General features: G+C 49.4%; 15 protein-coding genes and 1 pseudogene. 11 read left to right on the forward strand and 5 right to left on the reverse strand.

Going from position 1 to position 18,867, the window contains the following annotated elements:
* Nucleotides 1-255 precede the first annotated feature (255 nt).
* Nucleotides 256-594: a YraN family protein gene (locus K2P83_RS10295; protein WP_292928874.1), complete on the reverse strand. Its 339-nt coding sequence runs from the start codon at nucleotides 592-594 to the stop codon at nucleotides 256-258.
* The gene (locus K2P83_RS10300) at nucleotides 581-1,699 is read right to left on the reverse strand and encodes a penicillin-binding protein activator (protein ID WP_292928876.1); all 1,119 of its coding nucleotides are present in this window, start codon (nucleotides 1,697-1,699) and stop codon (nucleotides 581-583) included. The genes K2P83_RS10295 and K2P83_RS10300 overlap by 14 nt, the downstream gene beginning before the upstream one ends.
* 10 nt (nucleotides 1,700-1,709) lie before the next feature.
* Between K2P83_RS10300 and rsmI the strand changes: the two genes are divergently transcribed.
* Nucleotides 1,710-2,567, forward strand: a complete 858-nt coding sequence (gene rsmI, locus K2P83_RS10305) for a 16S rRNA (cytidine(1402)-2'-O)-methyltransferase (protein WP_292928878.1) — start codon at nucleotides 1,710-1,712, stop codon at nucleotides 2,565-2,567.
* Nucleotides 2,568-2,618: 51 nt separating this feature from the next.
* Complete coding sequence (pyrC, locus tag K2P83_RS10310; protein WP_292928880.1) at nucleotides 2,619-3,656, forward strand: dihydroorotase; 1,038 nt, start codon at nucleotides 2,619-2,621, stop codon at nucleotides 3,654-3,656.
* Between the two features lie 38 nt (nucleotides 3,657-3,694).
* On the opposite strand, the gene K2P83_RS10315 is transcribed toward pyrC, so the two are convergent.
* Together K2P83_RS10315 and K2P83_RS10320 are read right to left on the reverse strand one after the other, a co-directional pair.
* Nucleotides 3,695-4,063 carry a DUF393 domain-containing protein gene (locus K2P83_RS10315; RefSeq protein ID WP_292928882.1) on the reverse strand — a complete coding sequence of 123 codons (369 nt, stop codon included), beginning with the start codon at nucleotides 4,061-4,063 and terminating at the stop codon, nucleotides 3,695-3,697.
* A gap of 319 nt (nucleotides 4,064-4,382) precedes the next feature.
* On the reverse strand, nucleotides 4,383-4,640 hold the full coding sequence (locus K2P83_RS10320; RefSeq protein WP_292928884.1) for a hypothetical protein: 258 nt from the start codon (nucleotides 4,638-4,640) through the stop codon (nucleotides 4,383-4,385).
* Between the two features lie 219 nt (nucleotides 4,641-4,859).
* Between K2P83_RS10320 and K2P83_RS10325 the strand changes: the two genes are divergently transcribed.
* Both K2P83_RS10325 and K2P83_RS10330 read left to right on the forward strand, forming a co-directional pair.
* Nucleotides 4,860-5,003 (forward strand): PEP-CTERM sorting domain-containing protein, encoded by a 144-nt coding sequence (locus K2P83_RS10325; protein WP_292928886.1) that lies wholly within the window; start codon nucleotides 4,860-4,862, stop codon nucleotides 5,001-5,003.
* A gap of 586 nt (nucleotides 5,004-5,589) precedes the next feature.
* Complete coding sequence (locus tag K2P83_RS10330; RefSeq protein ID WP_292928888.1) at nucleotides 5,590-6,483, forward strand: ROK family protein; 894 nt, start codon at nucleotides 5,590-5,592, stop codon at nucleotides 6,481-6,483.
* Nucleotides 6,484-6,668: 185 nt separating this feature from the next.
* Here the strand turns inward: K2P83_RS10330 and K2P83_RS10335 are convergent, their stop codons facing one another.
* Complete coding sequence (locus K2P83_RS10335) at nucleotides 6,669-8,183, reverse strand: NAD(P)H-hydrate dehydratase (protein WP_292928901.1); 1,515 nt, start codon at nucleotides 8,181-8,183, stop codon at nucleotides 6,669-6,671.
* Nucleotides 8,184-8,268: 85 nt separating this feature from the next.
* Here K2P83_RS10335 and purL point away from each other — a divergent pair, with 85 nt between their 5' ends.
* The 7 genes and pseudogenes from purL to K2P83_RS10370 all read left to right on the forward strand — a co-directional run.
* On the forward strand, nucleotides 8,269-12,282 hold the full coding sequence (gene purL / locus K2P83_RS10340) for a phosphoribosylformylglycinamidine synthase (protein ID WP_292928890.1): 4,014 nt from the start codon (nucleotides 8,269-8,271) through the stop codon (nucleotides 12,280-12,282).
* A gap of 115 nt (nucleotides 12,283-12,397) precedes the next feature.
* Nucleotides 12,398-13,627: a ChaN family lipoprotein gene (locus tag K2P83_RS10345; RefSeq protein WP_292928892.1), complete on the forward strand. Its 1,230-nt coding sequence runs from the start codon at nucleotides 12,398-12,400 to the stop codon at nucleotides 13,625-13,627.
* An 18-nt stretch (nucleotides 13,628-13,645) separates the two neighbouring features.
* On the forward strand, nucleotides 13,646-15,730 hold the full coding sequence (locus tag K2P83_RS10350; protein WP_292928894.1) for a M1 family aminopeptidase: 2,085 nt from the start codon (nucleotides 13,646-13,648) through the stop codon (nucleotides 15,728-15,730).
* A gap of 45 nt (nucleotides 15,731-15,775) precedes the next feature.
* Nucleotides 15,776-16,600, forward strand: a complete 825-nt coding sequence (locus K2P83_RS10355; RefSeq protein ID WP_292928896.1) for a DUF2971 domain-containing protein — start codon at nucleotides 15,776-15,778, stop codon at nucleotides 16,598-16,600.
* A 305-nt stretch (nucleotides 16,601-16,905) separates the two neighbouring features.
* Entirely contained in the window at nucleotides 16,906-17,187 is a 282-nt protein-coding gene (locus K2P83_RS10360; protein WP_292928898.1) for a DUF768 domain-containing protein, read from the forward strand.
* Nucleotides 17,188-17,264: 77 nt separating this feature from the next.
* On the forward strand, nucleotides 17,265-18,113 hold the full coding sequence (locus K2P83_RS10365) for a transposase (RefSeq protein WP_292928900.1): 849 nt from the start codon (nucleotides 17,265-17,267) through the stop codon (nucleotides 18,111-18,113).
* Between the two features lie 173 nt (nucleotides 18,114-18,286).
* Nucleotides 18,287-18,853: pseudogene (locus tag K2P83_RS10370) on the forward strand (OsmC family protein); the annotation flags it as partial.
* Nucleotides 18,854-18,867 lie beyond the last annotated feature (14 nt).

Here is an 18,867-nt window from a genome sequence, read left to right on the forward strand (position 1 = left end):
TCATCTACTTTATATTTTCCAGCCAATTAGTTTTGCCTTACCCAGGTGCTAAAAACGATGAACTTGTTCAGAAATATTTTCCACGATATCACGCTTCGTTTTGCAAGTTAGGTGAAAACTTATTGTGCCAATTAGGCCTGAATCGGGCCGTAGCACTTTTCGCTAAAGGGACAGCAGTGTAATGTCCCGTTTCATGGCGGGCGAACTTGGGTTTTGTGTTTCTCACTAAGAATCTGGCATTCAGAAACTAATAATTCACTCACCAAACGCATTCTTAATCCATTCAATCTCTTGTCCATTCATACCCGATAACAGTAACGCATCAAAACGGCAGGGCGGCTCGTTGTTCAATCCAGATAAATAATGCCGTGCCGTGCGCAGTAGTTTGGCCTGTTTTGCCGGTGTGATACTGGCCGCAGCGCCGCCGAACATTTCATTGGCTCGCATGCGGACTTCGATAAAAACCAAAGTGGTGCCGTCACGCATAATCAGATCAATTTCTCCAAAACGGCAACGATAGTTTTTTGTAATCAGCAGCAGATGTTGCCGTTGCAGATACGATACGGCTACTTGCTCGGCATCACTGCCCTTCATTTTCAATGGAATTTTTTTGTACATCCAGAAGTTGGATTTTTCCTTGCTCAAATTGAGCAGAAACGGCTTCGCGGACAAATTGATTGGGTGGTGCAAAATGAATATACCCGGTTACACCGTCAAAAGAAATTTCTTCAACGGATTGTGGCTGCAGTAGGTAGGTCATCAAGCGGAACGCATCAATACCCAAGGCATAAAGCCTTTCCATATCGGGACTCTGGGCTTTGTCGGTGTGGCGGTAGGCCATGACAGCAGGATGATCGGGTTGTATTAACCAAGGCATATCGAGAAACTGTATGCCATTCAGGTCATTATTGAGCAGGAAGTTGTTGGCGCCGGTAAAAATCTGCGATGTGGCATACACTGGCACATCCGGGTCAAGGTATGTCCGCAGCACTCGTGATTTGGCGGAATCCAGAGCCAGGAAAACCAAATGATTGTTGCCTGCTGTCAAGTTGCGAAATTGCTGCAGTCTGGCTGGGTCCTCGGAATAGCGGAATGATTCAGCGGTTTTTCCTTCCTCACTTTGCCATCGTTGTATGAAAGCATTCTGCAAGCGTTTGGATAACGGGCCGTCATCGCTGATGACGATGGCATGGTTTCTGTCACTATTCTGCGCCCATTTCGCGATTTGACTGGCTTCTGTTTCCATTTGCAGGCCAAACAAATAAAATTTTGGTGGCAATGTTGCAGTATTATCGACTGTATTCAATGCTAAAGTTGGTACTTTCAACTGGCTGCTGGAAGCCGTGGCCGAAACACCATCGCGGGTAAGTGGCCCCACAACGAATACAGCGCCAGCAGTTACTGCTTCATAATAAGTAACGAGAGTATCGAGCGGGTCGTCCGTGGTGGAATATATCCGGATGATCAATGGTAGTGGTTGTCCGCGCATTGTGGCAGCCACAAAGCCGTCTTTTACGATGTTGGCAGCCACTCCAAATGCTGGCGACTCTAGCGGTAGTAGCAGTGCAATATGCGGCACTAGTGGCGGTTCGGATGCGCTGTACGGCTCAGAATGTTCTTCCGGATGAGTGGCCATTGCCATCTGGCTGCCGTATAGTGCAAAGATTAGCGCCAGAACAATTGTCAGAAAACGTTGCATAGTGAGGATTATGCTGGAAAAAAGTGCATTATATGTGGTTGCTACACCAATAGGAAATTTAAGCGATATCAGCTTGCGTGCGTTGGATGTGCTGGCAAAAGTGGATGTGGTAGCGGCTGAGCATATACAAAATTCCAGACATTTGTTGACAGCGCATTCCATCACGGCAAAGCTGGTCAGCTTGCACCAACACAATGAAACGGCAGTTACTGACAAAATATTGACACTATTGAAATCCGGAAAAAGTGTTGCTTTGGTGACAGACGCAGGTACTCCCGGTATTTCCGATCCCGGTGCGATTCTGGTGAAACAGGTGCGGGAGCAGGGTTATCCGGTTATTCCGATTCCTGGTGCTAATGCTGCTGTTTGTGCAATGTCAGCAGCCGGTATTACGAATCCTCATTTTCTGTTTTATGGTTTTTTGCCCGCTAAAACCGGATTGCGTAAACGTGAATTGACTGCATTAAAATCGCAGTGTTGCACGTTGATATTTTATGAAGCACCTCATCGTATTCTGGAATGCGTGGCTGATATGATGGATACCTTTGGGGCACAACGCCAACTGACCATCGCCCGGGAATTAACCAAGCTATTTGAAACGATCCACACGGGCACGCTGGAAGAAACACTTGCCTGGCTCCAGGCAGATACCAATCAGCAAAAAGGCGAGTTTGTTTTGTTGTTATCCGGTGCAGAAATCTTGGATAAATCCGAGATCAGCGAACACGCCCGGCATACATTAGAATGTTTGCTCGCTGAATTGCCATTAAAGCAGGCAGTTAAGCTGGCCACAGTGATTACTGGCGAAAACAAAAATACACTTTATCAATTGGCGCTGGATTTGAAGGCGAAAGGATATCGTGAATAGCCGAAATGGCTGCGTTATAATTCAATCAATCAAAATAACACCTGATAAAACGTGACCAGCATAACCATTACTCGCCCTGATGACTGGCATTTGCATTTGCGCGACGGCGAGCAGCTGCGCGCCGTGCTACCTTATACGGCAAAACAATTTGCGCGCGCCATCATCATGCCGAACCTTAAACCAGCGGTTGTAACGACCGATATGGCGCTGGCGTATCGCGCACGAATACTGGCAGCATTGCCGGCAACCCTGCAATCCGGTTTTGAGCCATTGATGACGCTCTATCTAACGGACAATACGCCGCCAGCAGAAATCATCCGGGCAAAAGCAAGCGGGGTAGTGCAGGGTGTGAAATTGTATCCGGCGGGTGCTACGACGAATTCGGCTGCCGGCGTGACCGATCTCGCCAAATGCTATGCCGCCCTGGAAGCAATGGAGAAGAACAATCTGCCATTGTTGGTGCACGGTGAAGTGACGGATTCCGATGTGGATGTGTTTGATAGAGAGAAAGTTTTTATCGACCGGATACTTGCGCCGCTGACGCAGCGTTTCCCGGATTTACGCATTGTGTTTGAGCATGTCACCACCCGTGATGCCGTGGCATTTGTAAGCGAAGCATCCCGGCGGGTCGCGGCCACCATTACCGCACATCATCTATTGCTGAATCGCAATGCAATCTTTCAAGGGGGCATCCGTCCACACTACTTTTGCTTGCCGGTATTGAAACGTGAAATTCATCGACAAGCTCTTCTGGAAGCAGCGGTTAGCGGTAATCCAAAATTTTTTCTTGGCACGGATAGTGCGCCCCACTCGCAAGCAAATAAGGAAAATGCCTGTGGTTGTGCAGGGATTTTTACAGCGCATGCAGCCATTGAGTTATATGCGACAGCATTTGAGCAAGCCGATGCGCTGGATAAGCTGGAAGCATTCGCCAGCTTTTATGGCGCAGATTTTTATCAATTGCCGCGCAACGCTGGCTATATCACACTCAGAAAAGAAGAATGGTTTGTTCCGGGGCAATTTGAGTTTGCAGGCGAGAAATTGATACCGCTCTATGCCGAGGCCAATCTGGGCTGGAAAATGGTGTAATGTCAGAATATTCTTGAATAAACAGGGTTGAGAAGGGGCTACCAGTGCTTTAATGCCCGATTCCAGCGATAAAGCAGCCAGGCAAAGCCGTTATAGGCTACTCGTGCGAGTGACCGGATGACGGGCAATTGAAACAATCTGGCTAGCAAGCGCTGATTCGGTGTTTGCTGCCAAAGCTGGATAAATGCATCAATACCAATATTAAGCTGGCCCTTGTCATCTTTGACATACAATCGTTCGCGCACTTGCTCCAGCGAACTCTCCACCTCTGAAACCGCATCCGGGTTGTTATGCACATCGACCCATTCAATATTGTTAACCCCACAGTCCTGCATGCGTTTGCGCTGATCTTTGATTCCTGCATTGCAAACGGGGCAAGCGCTGTTGTAATACACTTTACTGGGCATTTTGATTTTGAAGTTTATTTTCCAGGAAACGAACCAGGAGTATAAACCGTTTAGGTTCAAATTCTAACCCGGATATTGCATGAATTCGCACGATGATCGCGCATGATAGTGGTTTCATAAGGGATTTTTCGAGGAAGCGGTGTAGTTATTCATACACCTGACTGTGTGTGCAATTTATGCAATATCCGGGCTAAATGCTTTTGGATTATGAAATATTCGATACATTTTTGTCGTGTAGTTTTGGGTTCTGATTCGTGGTTGCATTAATGTCTTTCTGCTTATCCACGTATTTTCCATATCCCAGTAATTTGTAGGACCATTAGGCACCTAAGCCAAATGCGATAGTTGCTAAAATAACTGGGGAAGGTGAGGATATCTCCAGATTCCAGAGCCACCACTCCAAGCCTGCAAGGACAATAAAAATAACGGGCGCAATGACTAAGGGTAATGCATCGTTATCCAAAATTGTGTCAAATTTCTCTTGAATTAGACGGCCAGAGTTGCGAAGAAAATCACTGGTATGAGACGGGTGACTCTTTACTTTTTGTTTAATGATCTTTAAGCGTAATTTAAACATTTATTCAATTATGACGAGTGGAGTTTGTAATGGGTTTTTAGGATGATTCAGATCAAAACCTTGATCCGAAGTTTTTAATATTTAACGGTGAGTGGCCAGAAAAGTTTATAGCTTCAACAAGTTTGGATCTGATGTGGATTCCAATGTGGGCGGGAATGCGAGAGCACTGGCTAATCTAAATGCTGGTCGGTTTGTAGTATTTTTTATCCTGATAAAAAAATGATGCCGATGGTTGCGGATGTGTTAGCGCTCCGGCAAGCGGCGCTGCTGATGGCATCAACTTCCCGGTTGCCTATTCCAGAACCAGAAGCTTATGCCATGCTATTGGACGGATTGGGATTGCTGGGTTTTGTTTTTTTGTGAGAAAGGTTTGGTGTGGCATAGCGCAATTTATGTCAATAGAATTGATGAGAAATCAGGCGGCTCATGCTTGAGAGAATCTTTATCAGTAGCCAAAAATTTTTTCTTTCTATGTTAGCGCGGAAAATAATGTGAAGTGATTGTCGTATTTCATCGGCGCGATGCGCTAATATTTGATCCCATTTTTCTGCAATTAAATTCAAAATCTATTTCTTGACAATTCAAATGATCCACAGATTTAATAAGTTATAGAGATTACTTTGAGTGGTTTCATATTAGGGTGATAGGATGTAATTAACTATTTGATAGATATAACATAATTAAAATGTTAAATAATTAATCAATCTAAGGAAATCTTTGAAGATTTATCAGTTAATTGTTTAAACCAGGTAGTTATTCACAAACTTATCCACAGGAATTGTGGATAATCAATGAAACCCTATAACAAATAAGGCAATAGTTCGAAAAATCGCAATTAATCTCTGCGGACTTAATTCACCGTTACTTGTGGCGGAGCGGTCTATTTTTTTGCAAAGCAATGAACAATCCAGCAAAATTGTTGCGTTGAAACAACTGTTGAAATTGACTTATGCGCATCGGTATTGATTTAGGGGGTACGAAAATAGAAGGCGTGGTGCTGGATCATGATGGCCATGAATTGCTGAGAAAACGTGAGGATACACGGCAATCTGAAGGTTATCAGGCTATTTTGCACACAGTGAAGCAACTTGTCGGCGAGCTTGAAGCTGAGATGGGCAAGAAATGTTCGATTGGAATCGGTACCCCTGGCGCTATTTCGGCGGTAACGGGCACCATGAAGAATTCTAATACCGTCTGCTTGAATGGGCGGCCATTGCTTGAGGATTTGCAAACACTGCTGCATCGGCCGCTACGCATTGCCAATGATGCCAATTGCTTTACTTTGAGCGAAGCTCTGGATGGCGCGGGGAAAGGGAATGGCGTAGTGTTCGGCGTGATTATGGGTACCGGTGTGGGTGGAGGCATCGTGTTCAACGGACAATTGCATCAAGGCCAGCAACATCTTGGTGGCGAGTGGGGTCATAATATCCTGGAGCTGGATGGGCCGGATTGCTATTGTGGTCATAAAGGCTGTGTTGAAACGCTGATTTCCGGTCCTGGATTGGCCGCTGATTTTCAACGTCACGGCGGGGACAGTGTATTGCTAGCCAGAGATATCGTGGCGCTGGCAGCACAAGGCGATGCTTTAGCAGAGGCTGCACTGCAACGTTTTTTTGATCATTTTGGCCGCGCCATGGCCATGGTGGTGAATATCCTTGATCCAGATGTCATCGTGCTGGGTGGCGGACTTTCCAACGTAGAGAGATTTTATTCTGAAGGACGTGCGCGGGTAGCGCATTATGTCTTTAATGATGAGTTTATTACCCCGATTTTGAAAAACGTTCATGGCGACAGCTCCGGCGTACGGGGTGCCGCGCAGTTGTGGCGTAGTGATGAAATCTAATGGAATTCTTATTAAGTTGATTGCATTCATGGTTCGACAAGCTCACCACGAACGTAATCAATACATTACCGTTCGTCCATTGCCGTTCGTCCTGAGCTTGTCGAAGGACTTAATCAGAGCTTCCCTAAAGGAAAGTCACGCTGCTTATAGTGCCCACCTCACTCTCTGGTACACCATTGCATTATTTATCCCTGATAGATCCACTCATTTAACAATAACCGCGCAGTAACTATAACCTCCGACGCAACCATTCCCAATGGCCCATGATTCTGCAGCAACAAATGATCCGCTGCGGCACCGTGCAAGTAGACCGCCAGTAATAGTGCCTGATCTGGATTCAAATCTTGTGCAATCAGCGCGCCGATCATGCCCGCTAACACATCACCGGTGCCTGCGGTGCTGAGTCCGGGATTGCCGCTGGTGTTCAGGTAACGTTTTCCATCCGGGAAACAACAAATGCTGCCAGCGCCTTTCAATACTACGTAGCAATTGAACTGTTGCGCAATTTGATGCACGGCATTCATGCGGTTGCTTTGCACGGCGGCAGTATCAGTGTTCAAAAGGCGGGCGGCTTCGGCGGGGTGCGGTGTCAAAATGCTGTGAGCGTTACGCTGGCAAAGTTTTATGCCCAAATGAGGGTGCTGTGCAATCAGGTTGAGCGCATCGGCATCGAGTACCAGCGTCACTTCGCTATTCAGTGCACTCTCCAGCCAGGACAATGCTTCCGCTGTATTGCCGAGACCGGGGCCAACCACCAGACAATTCAAGGGTTTTAACGTGAACAGCTCAGACGCGGAGCGCAGCATGAGTTCCGGTTGCGAGAAATCGACCGGCGGCACAGCCTGTGCCAATAAGCCCAAATAGACGCGCCCTGCGCCCAGATGCAAGGCTGCTCTCCCTGCCAGCAACGCTGCGCCGACCATGCCGGTAGAACCGCCGAGGATTGCAACGCTGCCGAAAGAACCTTTGTGGCTATTGGCGGAACGGGGTGGTGGCAGTAGCGATTGCGCGAGTTTCTGATTGAGCAACCAGGTGTGTGGTGCGGATGGTGAATTGAGTTGAATATCCAGTTCGCGCAGCAGAACAGTGCCGCAATATTCGGGACCGAAATTGGTGAATAAACCGGGTTTGAGGCCAATAAATGTCACGGTAGTGGTGGCGCGGATTGCTGTGCCATAAATGCAGCCATCGTCGCTGCCCAGGCCGGATGGGATGTCTAGCGCCACGATCGGAACATTCAGTTGATTGACGGTCTCCACCCATTTCCGGTATGTGCCCGCAATCGGCCGGTTCTGGGATTGATCCAGACCAATGCCAAACAGCCCGTCGATCACCGCATCCCAGTTTTGATCGCCGTCGGGGATGTCGGCAGAAATTTCTCCGCCGATGTCGAACCAGGCTTGGATTGCCTGTTTGGCATCCGGCGGAACACGATTAGGGGCGCCGATGAATACTACGGTGACCGCGTTGCCCCATTCTTTCAGATAACGCGCTACAACAAAGGCATCGCCGCCGTTATTGCCCGGGCCGGCGAGCACCAGGACGTGATGGTTTGGGTTTTTGTGCAATTGATCACGGACGATTTGCGCCGCGGCCAAACCTGCTTTTTCCATCAAGCGCGGCGGTTTGGGAAGCATCGCGGTCTGATGTTCAATGTCGCGTATTTCGGCGGTTAAAAATACCGGATCGGCAATGGTCATAATTTTCAGTATCGCTGGATGATCCACGATAAGTACCTCTTCTCGTGTAAAATTGCAATCTTTAAATAATCGCTTATTTCCTCTGATGCTCCAATTTTGTGGTGGACGTGCGCTTTCTCCGTTTCGTCTGGAAAAATTACTTAAAGAAATTAAGATACTGAATTTGCCAGTATCCGCGATCCATACGGAATACTGGCATTTTTGTCCGGTAACACGAAACCTGCAGGATGATGAGCTCGGTGCGCTGAGAAAGTTACTCAACAATGATCCGGCGCAGGAGAATACTCCGTATCCCGGCGAGTTCTTTTTAGTATTGCCACGCCCTGGAACCATTTCTCCCTGGTCGAGTAAAGCGACGGATATTGCGCTCCACTGCGGATTAACAGCCATTGAGCGCATTGAACGGGGTATCGCGTTTTATATTCAGTGTCATACAAAACTTTCTGCAGCGGATAAGGCACGTCTCGCGCCACTCATTCATGACCGGATGACGGAAGCCGTATTTGGTTCATTCGATGATGCGGCCAAGTTATTTCAACATTTTGCGCCGAAGCCCCTTAACACCATTGACGTGATGAACGGTGGTGTCGAGGCGTTGCGGCAGGCGAACCAAGCCATGGGATTGGCGCTGTCGGCGGATGAAATTGAGTATCTGGCGTATCATTTCACCACGCGAGCTGCGCGCAATCCCACGGATGTGGAATTGATGATGTTCGCCCAGGCGAACTCTGAGCATTGCCGCCATAAAATTTTTAATGCGGATTGGATTGTGGATGGCAAATCGCAAGACAAATCGCTGTTTGCGATGATCCGCAACACGCATCAAACGCATCCGCAAGGCACGATTGTGGCGTATGCCGATAATTCCAGCGTTATCGAAGGGGCGGAGATAACGCGTTTTTATCCGGGTAACCAGCAGGTTTATGGTTACGCCCAAGAAAAAACACACCTATTGATGAAAGTCGAAACGCATAACCACCCAACCGCTATTTCACCTTTTCCCGGCGCTGCTACCGGTGTCGGCGGAGAAATTCGCGATGAAGGTGCAACCGGCCGTGGCGCCAAACCGAAAGCCGGTCTGTCCGGTTTCTCGGTGTCCAATTTGAATATTCCCGGTTATGCGCAACCGTGGGAATACGATCGTTCCAATCCCGATGGCCAGTCAACGTATGGCAAACCCGGGCGCATTGCTTCTGCGTTGCAGATCATGCTGGAAGGACCGGTCGGCGGTGCGGCGTTTAATAACGAGTTCGGGCGGCCTAATCTGGCGGGCTATTTCCGCACCTTCGAGGAGCGGGTTGCTGGCGAGATGCGCGGTTATCACAAACCAATCATGCTGGCCGGCGGTATCGGGCAGATTTCGGACCGGCATGTGCTCAAAGAAAAATTTCCGCCCGGTACCTTGCTGATTCAACTGGGCGGGCCAGGTATGCTGATTGGATTGGGCGGTGGCGCGGCTTCCAGCATGGATACCGGTACCAATCGGGAAGCACTGGATTTTGACTCGGTGCAACGCGGCAATCCGGAAATGGAACGGCGCGCCCAGGAAGTCATTGACCGTTGCTGGCAGTTGGAAAGAACCGGTGCAGGCAATCCGATTTTATTCATCCATGATGTTGGCGCGGGTGGTTTATCCAATGCATTTCCGGAATTGGTGCACGACTCCGGCAGAGGCGGGCGTTTTAAATTACGGGATATTCCCTCCGAGGAATCCAGCATGTCACCGATGCAGATCTGGAGTAACGAAGCGCAGGAACGTTATGTGCTGGCCATCAAACCGGAATCGCTCCCGCTGTTTCAAAGCATCTGCGCGCGCGAGCGTTGCCCATTTTCAGTCGTGGGCGAGGCAACCGCTGATGAACAATTGCTGGTGATTGATCAGGAGTCTGCAATACCGCCTGTCGATATGGCGTTGTCGGTATTGCTGGGAAAACCGCCCAAAATGACCCGCACTGTTGTTCACGGCGGCAGAATACATCCGGCACTCGATTGGTCTGGTACGGATTTGACCGAAGCCGCCTACCGGGTTTTGCGTCTGCCTGCGGTGGCCGATAAAACTTTTCTAATCACGATTGGTGATCGCAGTGTCGGCGGCATGACGGCTCGCGATCAAATGGTCGGCCCGTGGCAGATTCCGGTCGCCGACGTCGCGGTGACCAGCATGGGGTATCAGACTGATCTCGGCGAGGCATTTGCCATCGGCGAGCGCACGCCGCTGGCGTTGATTGATCCCGCAGCGGCAGCGCGGATGGCAGTTGGCGAAGCGATCACCAATATCGCTGCTGCGGCGATTGCTGAGATCGGCAATATCAAGCTTTCAGCCAATTGGATGGCGGCGACCGGTCATCCGGGTGAAGATGCCGGGTTATATGATGCGGTGTATACCGTCGGCATGGAATTGTGCCCGCAACTGGGAATCAGCATCCCGGTAGGGAAAGATTCGATGTCGATGAAGACCGCCTGGGAAGAGACTGATCAAAAGACGCATACGAAGATCCGCAAAGAAGTGACCGCACCCTTATCACTGATCATTTCCGCATTTTCTAGTGTCACCGATGTGCGCAAAACTTTGACGCCGCAATTACGCACCGATTGCAGTGACAGCGAATTGATTCTGATAGACCTGGGTCACGGGCAGAATCGTCTGGGCGGTTCAGCGCTGGCGCAAGTGTATAAACAAGTCGGTAATGCCGCGCCGAATATCGACGGTGAAGCCGGTGCCGCCAAACTCAAGGCGCTGTTTGCCGCGATCCAACAGCTTAATCTGGAACACAAGCTATTGGCTTACCATGACCGTTCCGACGGCGGTCTGTTTGTGACGTTGTGCGAAATGGCGTTTGCCGGGCATACCGGAGTGACGGTGAATCTGGATCAGTTGTGTTTTGACGCGCAGTGTAGTGATATCGACGGATCTGAATTGCGGCCCGAGCAATTGGGCGGTCGCTTCCTGGAACGTTTGTTTGCTGTGCTGTTCAATGAGGAATTGGGCGTTGTTTTGCAGATTAAAACCGCGCAGCGTCAGGAAGTCATGCAGGTGTTAACCGAAGCCGGGTTACGCGATGCCAGTTTTGTCATCGGACAACTGAATGCAACCGATGAAATCCGCCTGATGCGCAATAACAAACCGGTGCTGGCAGAAAAACGGATCGATTTGCAGCGTGCCTGGTCAGAAACCACGTATCAGATGCAAAAACTGCGCGACAATCCGGTTTGTGCGCAACAGGAATATGATCGCATTCTGGATGCCGCTGATCCCGGTCTGCAGGTTGCACTGTGTTTTGATGCGAATGAAGATATTGCCGCGCCGTACATTCAGACCGGAGTGCGTCCCCGCATGGCGATCTTGCGCGAGCAAGGTGTGAATGGCCATGTGGAAATGGCGGCGGCTTTTGACCGGGCAGGTTTTACTGCGATCGATGTGCACATGAGCGATATCATCGCAGGGCGTGTGTCGCTAAAAGACTTCAAAGGATTCGTCGCGTGCGGCGGATTTTCCTATGGTGATGTACTCGGTGCAGGCGAAGGCTGGGCCAAGTCGATTTTATTTAATTCCCGCGCACGTCATGAATTTGAGGCGTTTTTCCAGCGTACCGATACGTTTGCGCTGGGAGTTTGCAATGGCTGTCAGATGATGAGCAATTTGCATGAAATCATTCCCGGTGCTGAAGCTTGGCCGCGCTTTAAGCGCAATGTGTCGGAGCAATTTGAGGCGCGCTTTGTGATGGTGGAAATACAGCAAAGCCCGTCGTTGTTTTTTGATGGCATGGCAGGCAGCCGGATGCCGATTACCGTGGCGCATGGTGAAGGCAGGGTTGAATTTTCTTCCGCGCAACCGGAGAATGCTGCGTCGTTAGTGACGGTGCGTTTTGTGGATAATCACGGGCAAGTTACCGAGAATTATCCTTATAACCCGAATGGATCGTTACAGGGAATAACCGGGTTAACCACGTCCGATGGACGTTTTAATGTGCTGATGCCGCATCCGGAGCGGGTGTTCCGGGTATCGCAACATTCCTGGCACCCCAACGCGCGATTTGGCTCGACTGAAGATGGCCCGTGGATGCGCCTGTTCAGAAATGCGCGTAAGTGGGTAGGGTAACAACAGCTCAAAGCGAACGGCAATGTGTTCATTCCGTTCGTGATAGGCTTGTCGAACTTTGGACGAAATCAACGGTGTTTTCTTAGGAATTGATCTGTTAACAGGATGATCAGAAATGACAAATTTTAGTATAAGCCGCCGCAACAGAATTTTGAGCTTGACCGCATTGCTATTGAGTTTGTGCTGGAGTAATAGTTGGGCTGCCATTACACCGGCAAAAAAGCCCGCGCCGAAAGATTGCGTACCATTGGGGAATTGGGTGATTCCAGGCTCCGGTCCGACCACGCAGCAGGATGTCATCTCGCGCGCGGCGAAAGCCTCAGTGGTGCTGCTGGGTGAGACGCATGTCAATGCGGATCATCACCGCTGGCAATTACAAACGCTGGTTGCCTTACATGCGGTGCGTCCGAATATGGTGATCGGGTTTGAAATGTTTCCGCGCCGGGTGCAGGCGGTATTGGACAAGTGGGTCGCGGGTGAGTTAACAGAAAAAGAATTTCTGCGGGCGGCGGAATGGGACCGGGTTTGGAATACCGATGCCAATTTGTATCTGCCCTTATTTCATTTTGCGCGCATGAATCATATCCCAATGAGGGCTTTGAATATTGAAGCCAGTTTGCGACGTCTGGTGTCGGAAAAGGGTTTTTATGGTGTTTCAATAGAACAACGTGAAGGATTGACACGGCCTGCCGAACCAAGCCAAGCCTATTTGGATTATTTGTTTCCGATTTATAAGCAGCATGATCGCAAAGATAAGCAGAAAGGGGAAATGAAGCAGGATGATCCGGATTTCAGACGCTTTATTTCCGGACAGCAATTGTGGGATCGCGCCATGGCGCAGGTTTTGCACCGCGCTTTAGCGGAATCTACCGGTTCAGAAAAACCGTTGGTTGTCGGTGTCATGGGTGCAGGCCATGTGCTGCATGGTTTTGGTGTTACCCATCAGTTGCATGACTTGGGCGTGCAGAATGTTACTGCGTTGTTGCCGTGGGACCGCGATAAATCCTGTAAAAATCTGGTGAAAGGTGTGGCAGATGCCGTGTTTGGCGTTCTGCCCAACGTTTCCGAATCTTTTCAGCCGCAATTCCAGCGGCTGGGTATCCGCTTTGAAATGGGCAGAGGCGGGGCTGTGGTGCTGCAAGTTGAGAAAAATAGCATAGCCGAGGCTGCCAAGTTGCAGGATTCGGACGTGATTCTTGAAATGGCCGGGCTACCGCTTAAAAATACCGAGGATGTTGTCACCATCGTGAAACGTCAGGCGCCGGGAACCTGGATGCCACTCAAAATAAAAAGAGATGATCAAGAAATGCAAATCATCGCCAAGTTTCCATTACTCAAACATTAATCAACATTCCATTATCTTATGACAGGCCGTACATTCATCAGAAATTTCCTCATTTTTTTATTCATCGGCAGCGTTGCACAGACTGCTTTTGCGGCCCCTGTCCAATATAACGAGACTGATTACGATATAACAGTACGGATCGACCCCACCGCCCGTACCATCGAAGGCAAAAGCATCATCACGGTTAAAAATCCCAGGGAAATTAACCTGGTGCTGGGGCAGGCATTTGAAGTCACCGAAGCGCTATTTAATGGCAGTTTACTGGGCATCGGACGTGAACAGGCCAATCAGCCGCATGTTTGGAAGATCCCTTTTAATTTCAGTCAACAGCATCAGTTTGAGATTCATTGGCGGGGGAAATTGGCGCAACTGGACGACTCACTCGATCACCAGCAGACTTTGGGTAGACCGGTTGCAGTCAGCGGTGAAGCCGGTACCTTTTTACCCGATGCATCCGGTTGGTATCCACGCGTTGCGGACGGATTGGCGCGCTATAAAGTCACACTGGAATTGCCTGCCGGGCAGCGTGGCCTCGTGGCAGGGCGGTTAATTGAAGAGAGCGAGTCGGCACAAGGCTATCGTGCCGCTTTTGAATTTTCTCATCCCGCCGAAGGAATTGATTTGATGGCCGGGCCGTATGGAATTGAAACGCAGACGTACCCAAATATCAACAACCGGCCGATTCAACTGCGCACCTACTTCCATCCGCAAATCAGCAATTTGTCGCGCGACTATCTGGAATCCGTCAAACGCTATCTGATCCTGTATGAAAAATGGATAGGCGAGTACCCGTACACCGAGTTCAGCATTGTCTCGAGTCCCACGCCGACCGGTTTTGGCATGCCGACATTGACCTACCTCGGCATCAATGTGCTGCAACTGCCGTTTATCCGCGACACCTCGCTTGGCCACGAAGTGCTGCACAACTGGTGGGGCAATGGGGTTTATCCGGATTACAGGAGCGGCAACTGGTCGGAAGGACTGACTACTTTCATGGCCGATTATGCGTATAAAGAACAGGAAAGCAGCGAAGCCGCGCGTGAAATGCGCCTGGGCTGGTTGCGTGACTTTGCCGCATTGCAGCCGGGACAGGATGCAGCACTGACTGCATTTACCTCACGCACGCATAGCGCATCGAAGATTGTCGGGTATAACAAAGCGGCGATGTTTTTCTTTATGCTACGGGATGAATTGGGTGAAACGGTATTTAATCTCGGCATACAAGGATTGTGGGCTGTTCAGCGCTTCAAAGTCACTTCTTGGCAACATCTGCAGAAAATGTTTGAAATGATTTCAGGGAAAAATCTGCAACCGTTCTTCACGCAATGGCTGGAACGTACCGGCGCACCGGAAATCACTATCAGCGAAGCGAAAAACACTCCGGCGGATTCAGGCTATGGGCTATCAATCACACTGAAACAATCCGAACCGGCGTATCAACTTCGGGTTTCGATTGCGATCCAGAGTCAGGAAAAAACAGAAATTCAATGGCTCGATTTAAACCAAGAGCAGCAGACATTCACACTGACATTGCCGGATAAACCGTTATCCGTCTCACTCGATCCGGATTTACGCTTGTTTCGCCAATTAGCGCCTAATGAGGCGCCACCCATCCTGCGCGAAGTGATGGTTAATCCCACCACCGAAACTATTGTTTTAACTGACAAAGGAGAAATCCGCAAAATCGCAGAGACCCTCGCCAGCAAACTGCAACAGCGCGTACCCAAACTCATCGCAGCCAATCAGCGACTCTCCGCAGCGCCCACACTCGTCATCGGCCTGCAACCTGAAATCGATGCCTGGCTTGCCGCCAAACAATTGCCAGCCAGACCGGATGAAATCAACAAAAAAGGCACCGCGCAAGCCTGGACACTGGCTCGCGCCGACGGCGCATCACTGGCCATCGTGTCCGCAAAAGATGCCGCGTCACTCGAAACGCTAATACGTCCGCTACCGCATTATGGGCGGCAGAGTTATATTGCGTTCGATGGCCGGGAAGCGATTGAGAAAGGGATTTGGCCGATGCGGGTGCAGCAGGTGATGGCTGCGTGCCAGATTGTGAAGGGGTTGTGTTATTACGTTATTACGATTAGCTATTCTTGATTCTGGACCTGACCGCAGATTTTTTTGTGACCCCGGATTTTTGCAATGACCGAACCGACGCAAAAGAATAAGCTCGAACATACGTGTTTCCCACAGCCAGCAGACGGCTCCGTACGGACGTGGAGATACCTTGATCTCGCTAAGTTCATTTGGTTGCTGGATAACCAAAGATTATATTTGGCGAGTTTAGATTCGCTGAGCGACCCGCACGAAGGCTCTACGCCAAGAGTTCAGGCAACATATGAGGATCAGCGATTACTTGCCATGCATCGGTATCAGCTAGTCCGAGAGTTTGGCGACGACTTGGGTACTAAGAAGTTCCAAGCGGCAATGCCTTTGTTCATTGAGCAAAATCGCCAAATGCGAATCAAGAATCAGAAGGAGCGCAGGCAACTCTATGTCAATTGTTGGTACCTTGGAGACCTAGAGTCCGAAGCTATGTGGCGCTTGTATTGCCCCGACAATAACGGTGTTGCGATTCAAACGAGCTATAGCAAACTCGTCGAATCGGTTGCGCAAGATTCCGAACTCTATATCGGGCGCGTTACATACATTGACTACGATGCGCAGGTGATTCCGTCAGGCAATCTTTTCTACCCTGTCATGCACAAGCGAGTTAGTTTCGCTCATGAGCAGGAAGTGCGGCTTGTAAAAATCAGGGTTCCTGACAATTGGGGATTGCCGCACGAGTTTTGTCCACCGGGCATTCCCGTTGATTGGCCATTGGAGCCAATCGTCGATGCAATCTACGTCGATCCATATGCGCCGGAGTACTTTTACGATGTTGTGCGTTCTGTTGTTCGAAGAATCGCTCCAGATCTTGAGGATCGAGTGCTTTGGTCGCCAATGAAAGCATCACCTGTATTTTGAAAGCAAGGTAGGAGGATAAGCGCAGCCCCATCCGCAATGCAGCAAAGCAACAGAACTGCAGGGGTCAGGTCGCGAATTAATACGTGCATTTTTAATTTATCAAGACCCTTAATGCCGTAAGAACAATAATTCTTGGTTATAGACCTGACACCGTTTTTTGTTTGTTCTCTACAATGCATCAACCTGCAATTGAATCAGTCAATGCTATGTGGTAGGCTTACATTCACTTGGATCGAAATATCGGGTGGGTCACAGTGGGCCGGGAAAGCGGCTCCGAATACAACGCAGGAGATGGGTGGACAGTCATGAGCAAGCGCTTCCTAAGGTGGGTCGAGACCTGGATCGAGGAAAACATTCCTCCAGGCACCAATCCCGACATCGAGAGTCACGAGACGCGGGCAGAGCGGCTGACGGATAAACTGTTCGCCGAGGCGGCCGCGGCCGGCTTCTCAAAGTTTGAGACCGAGGAGGAACGGGAGCGCATCCCGCCCCTAGTCCAGACTGCGGTTGCGGACAGTACCGACTTCGACGTCGATGCCTATATACTCAAGTCGCAACTGGCGAGGGAGAATGAAGACGGCGACTGAGCTCCGCCGTCCGGCGGAGCAGAAAGGGCAGAAAGGGGTCAGGTCGCGAACAAAGAAAGTAGATGTATACTGCATCCATGACAAGACCACTCCGTTTAGAATTCCCGAATGCGCTGTATCACGTCACATCGCGTGGAGATCGCCGCGAAGCCATTTTTGAAGATGATGATGACCGGGTAAGGTTTTTAGAAATTCTTGGAACGGTTGTATCTGATTTTAACTGGCTGTGCCATGGTTATTGTTTGATGGATAACCATTATCATCTCATCATTGAAACGCTTGACGGCAATTTGTCAAAAGGTATGCGCCAGCTCAATGGTGTTTATACCCAGGCATCGAATCGCCGGCATGGACGTGGCGGTCATCTTTTTCAAGGACGTTACAAAGCAATCCTAGTGGATAAAGATTGCTATTTGCTTGAGCTTTCCCGTTATGTTGTTCTGAATCCGTTAAGAGCCAAAGGCATGGTCAAACGGCTTGAAGATTGGCCGTGGAGCAGTTATCCGGCGATGGCGGGTGATGCTCCTAAACCTGAATGGCTGACAACTGACTGGATTTTGTCTTTGTTTGGGAAGCAAAGGAGAATTGCAATGGAGCGGTATCGGCAATTTGTCCTGAAAGGCGTGCAACATCAACCTGAAATCTGGTCGAATTTGAAGGGACAAATTTATTTAGGGGATGCCGCTTTCGTCACTGAAATGCAAAAAAGAATCGGCAAGGAAAAAGACGATTTAAATATACCCCAGCAGCAAAAGCGGCCGATTGCAAAGCCTCTGTCTGAGATTGCAGCGCAACATGAAGACCGCACAGCAGCGATCATTGCCGCTTACAAAACCGGCGCATACAGCCAACGAGAAATCGGCGAATTCTATCAATTGCACCCGACGACGATTGGAGTTATTGTTCGTAAGTATAAGGATTCTTGATTCTGGAACCATTTTTCCTAGTAATTTACCCAACACCCAAGATGATTGCTGCGAAAAGCCAGATAATCCCTCTAATTTAAGATCAACTCGCCGTTGGCAGCCGCTGGAAACCTAACGTAGAAAAAGGTTTAAAACGCTTCCGCATTGCGGCGCACGATTCTGGACACTATTCAATGGAAATCAAAGTTAATTTTCTCGACAATCTCAGACTTGAAGCTAAGTTTGATGATTTCACTGTCATCACTGATCAGCCTATTCGCTACAAAGGGGATGGCTCAGCACCCAGTCCGTTTGATTATTTCTTGGCTTCATCGGCCCTTTGTGCGGGCTATTTTGTGCGGGTGTATTGTTTGTCCCGTGACATTCCTACTGAAAACATCAGGCTGTCGCAGAACAATATTGTTGATCCTGAAAATCGTTATAACCAAATCTTTCAAATCCAAGTGGAGCTGCCAGAAAATATTTCTGATAAAGATCGCCAAGGTATCTTAAGATCGATTGACCGCTGTACAGTGAAAAAAGTAGTGGAAACTGGCCCTAAGTTTAAAATCGAACCGATTAAGAGCCTCGACGAAGACACACAAATCCTGCTGATGGGTCGATCAGAAGGCGATTCCAGCACTTACATTTTAGGGAAAGACCTGTCACTGGAACAAACCATCTCGAACATGACGGGTATTTTGGCCGGCCTTGGCATGAAGATCGAGATTGCCTCTTGGCGCAATATCGTGCCCAATGTGTAGATCGGAAGAGC

Source organism: Nitrosomonas sp. (genome assembly GCF_019752415.1).
Lineage (GTDB): Bacteria > Pseudomonadota > Gammaproteobacteria > Burkholderiales > Nitrosomonadaceae > Nitrosomonas.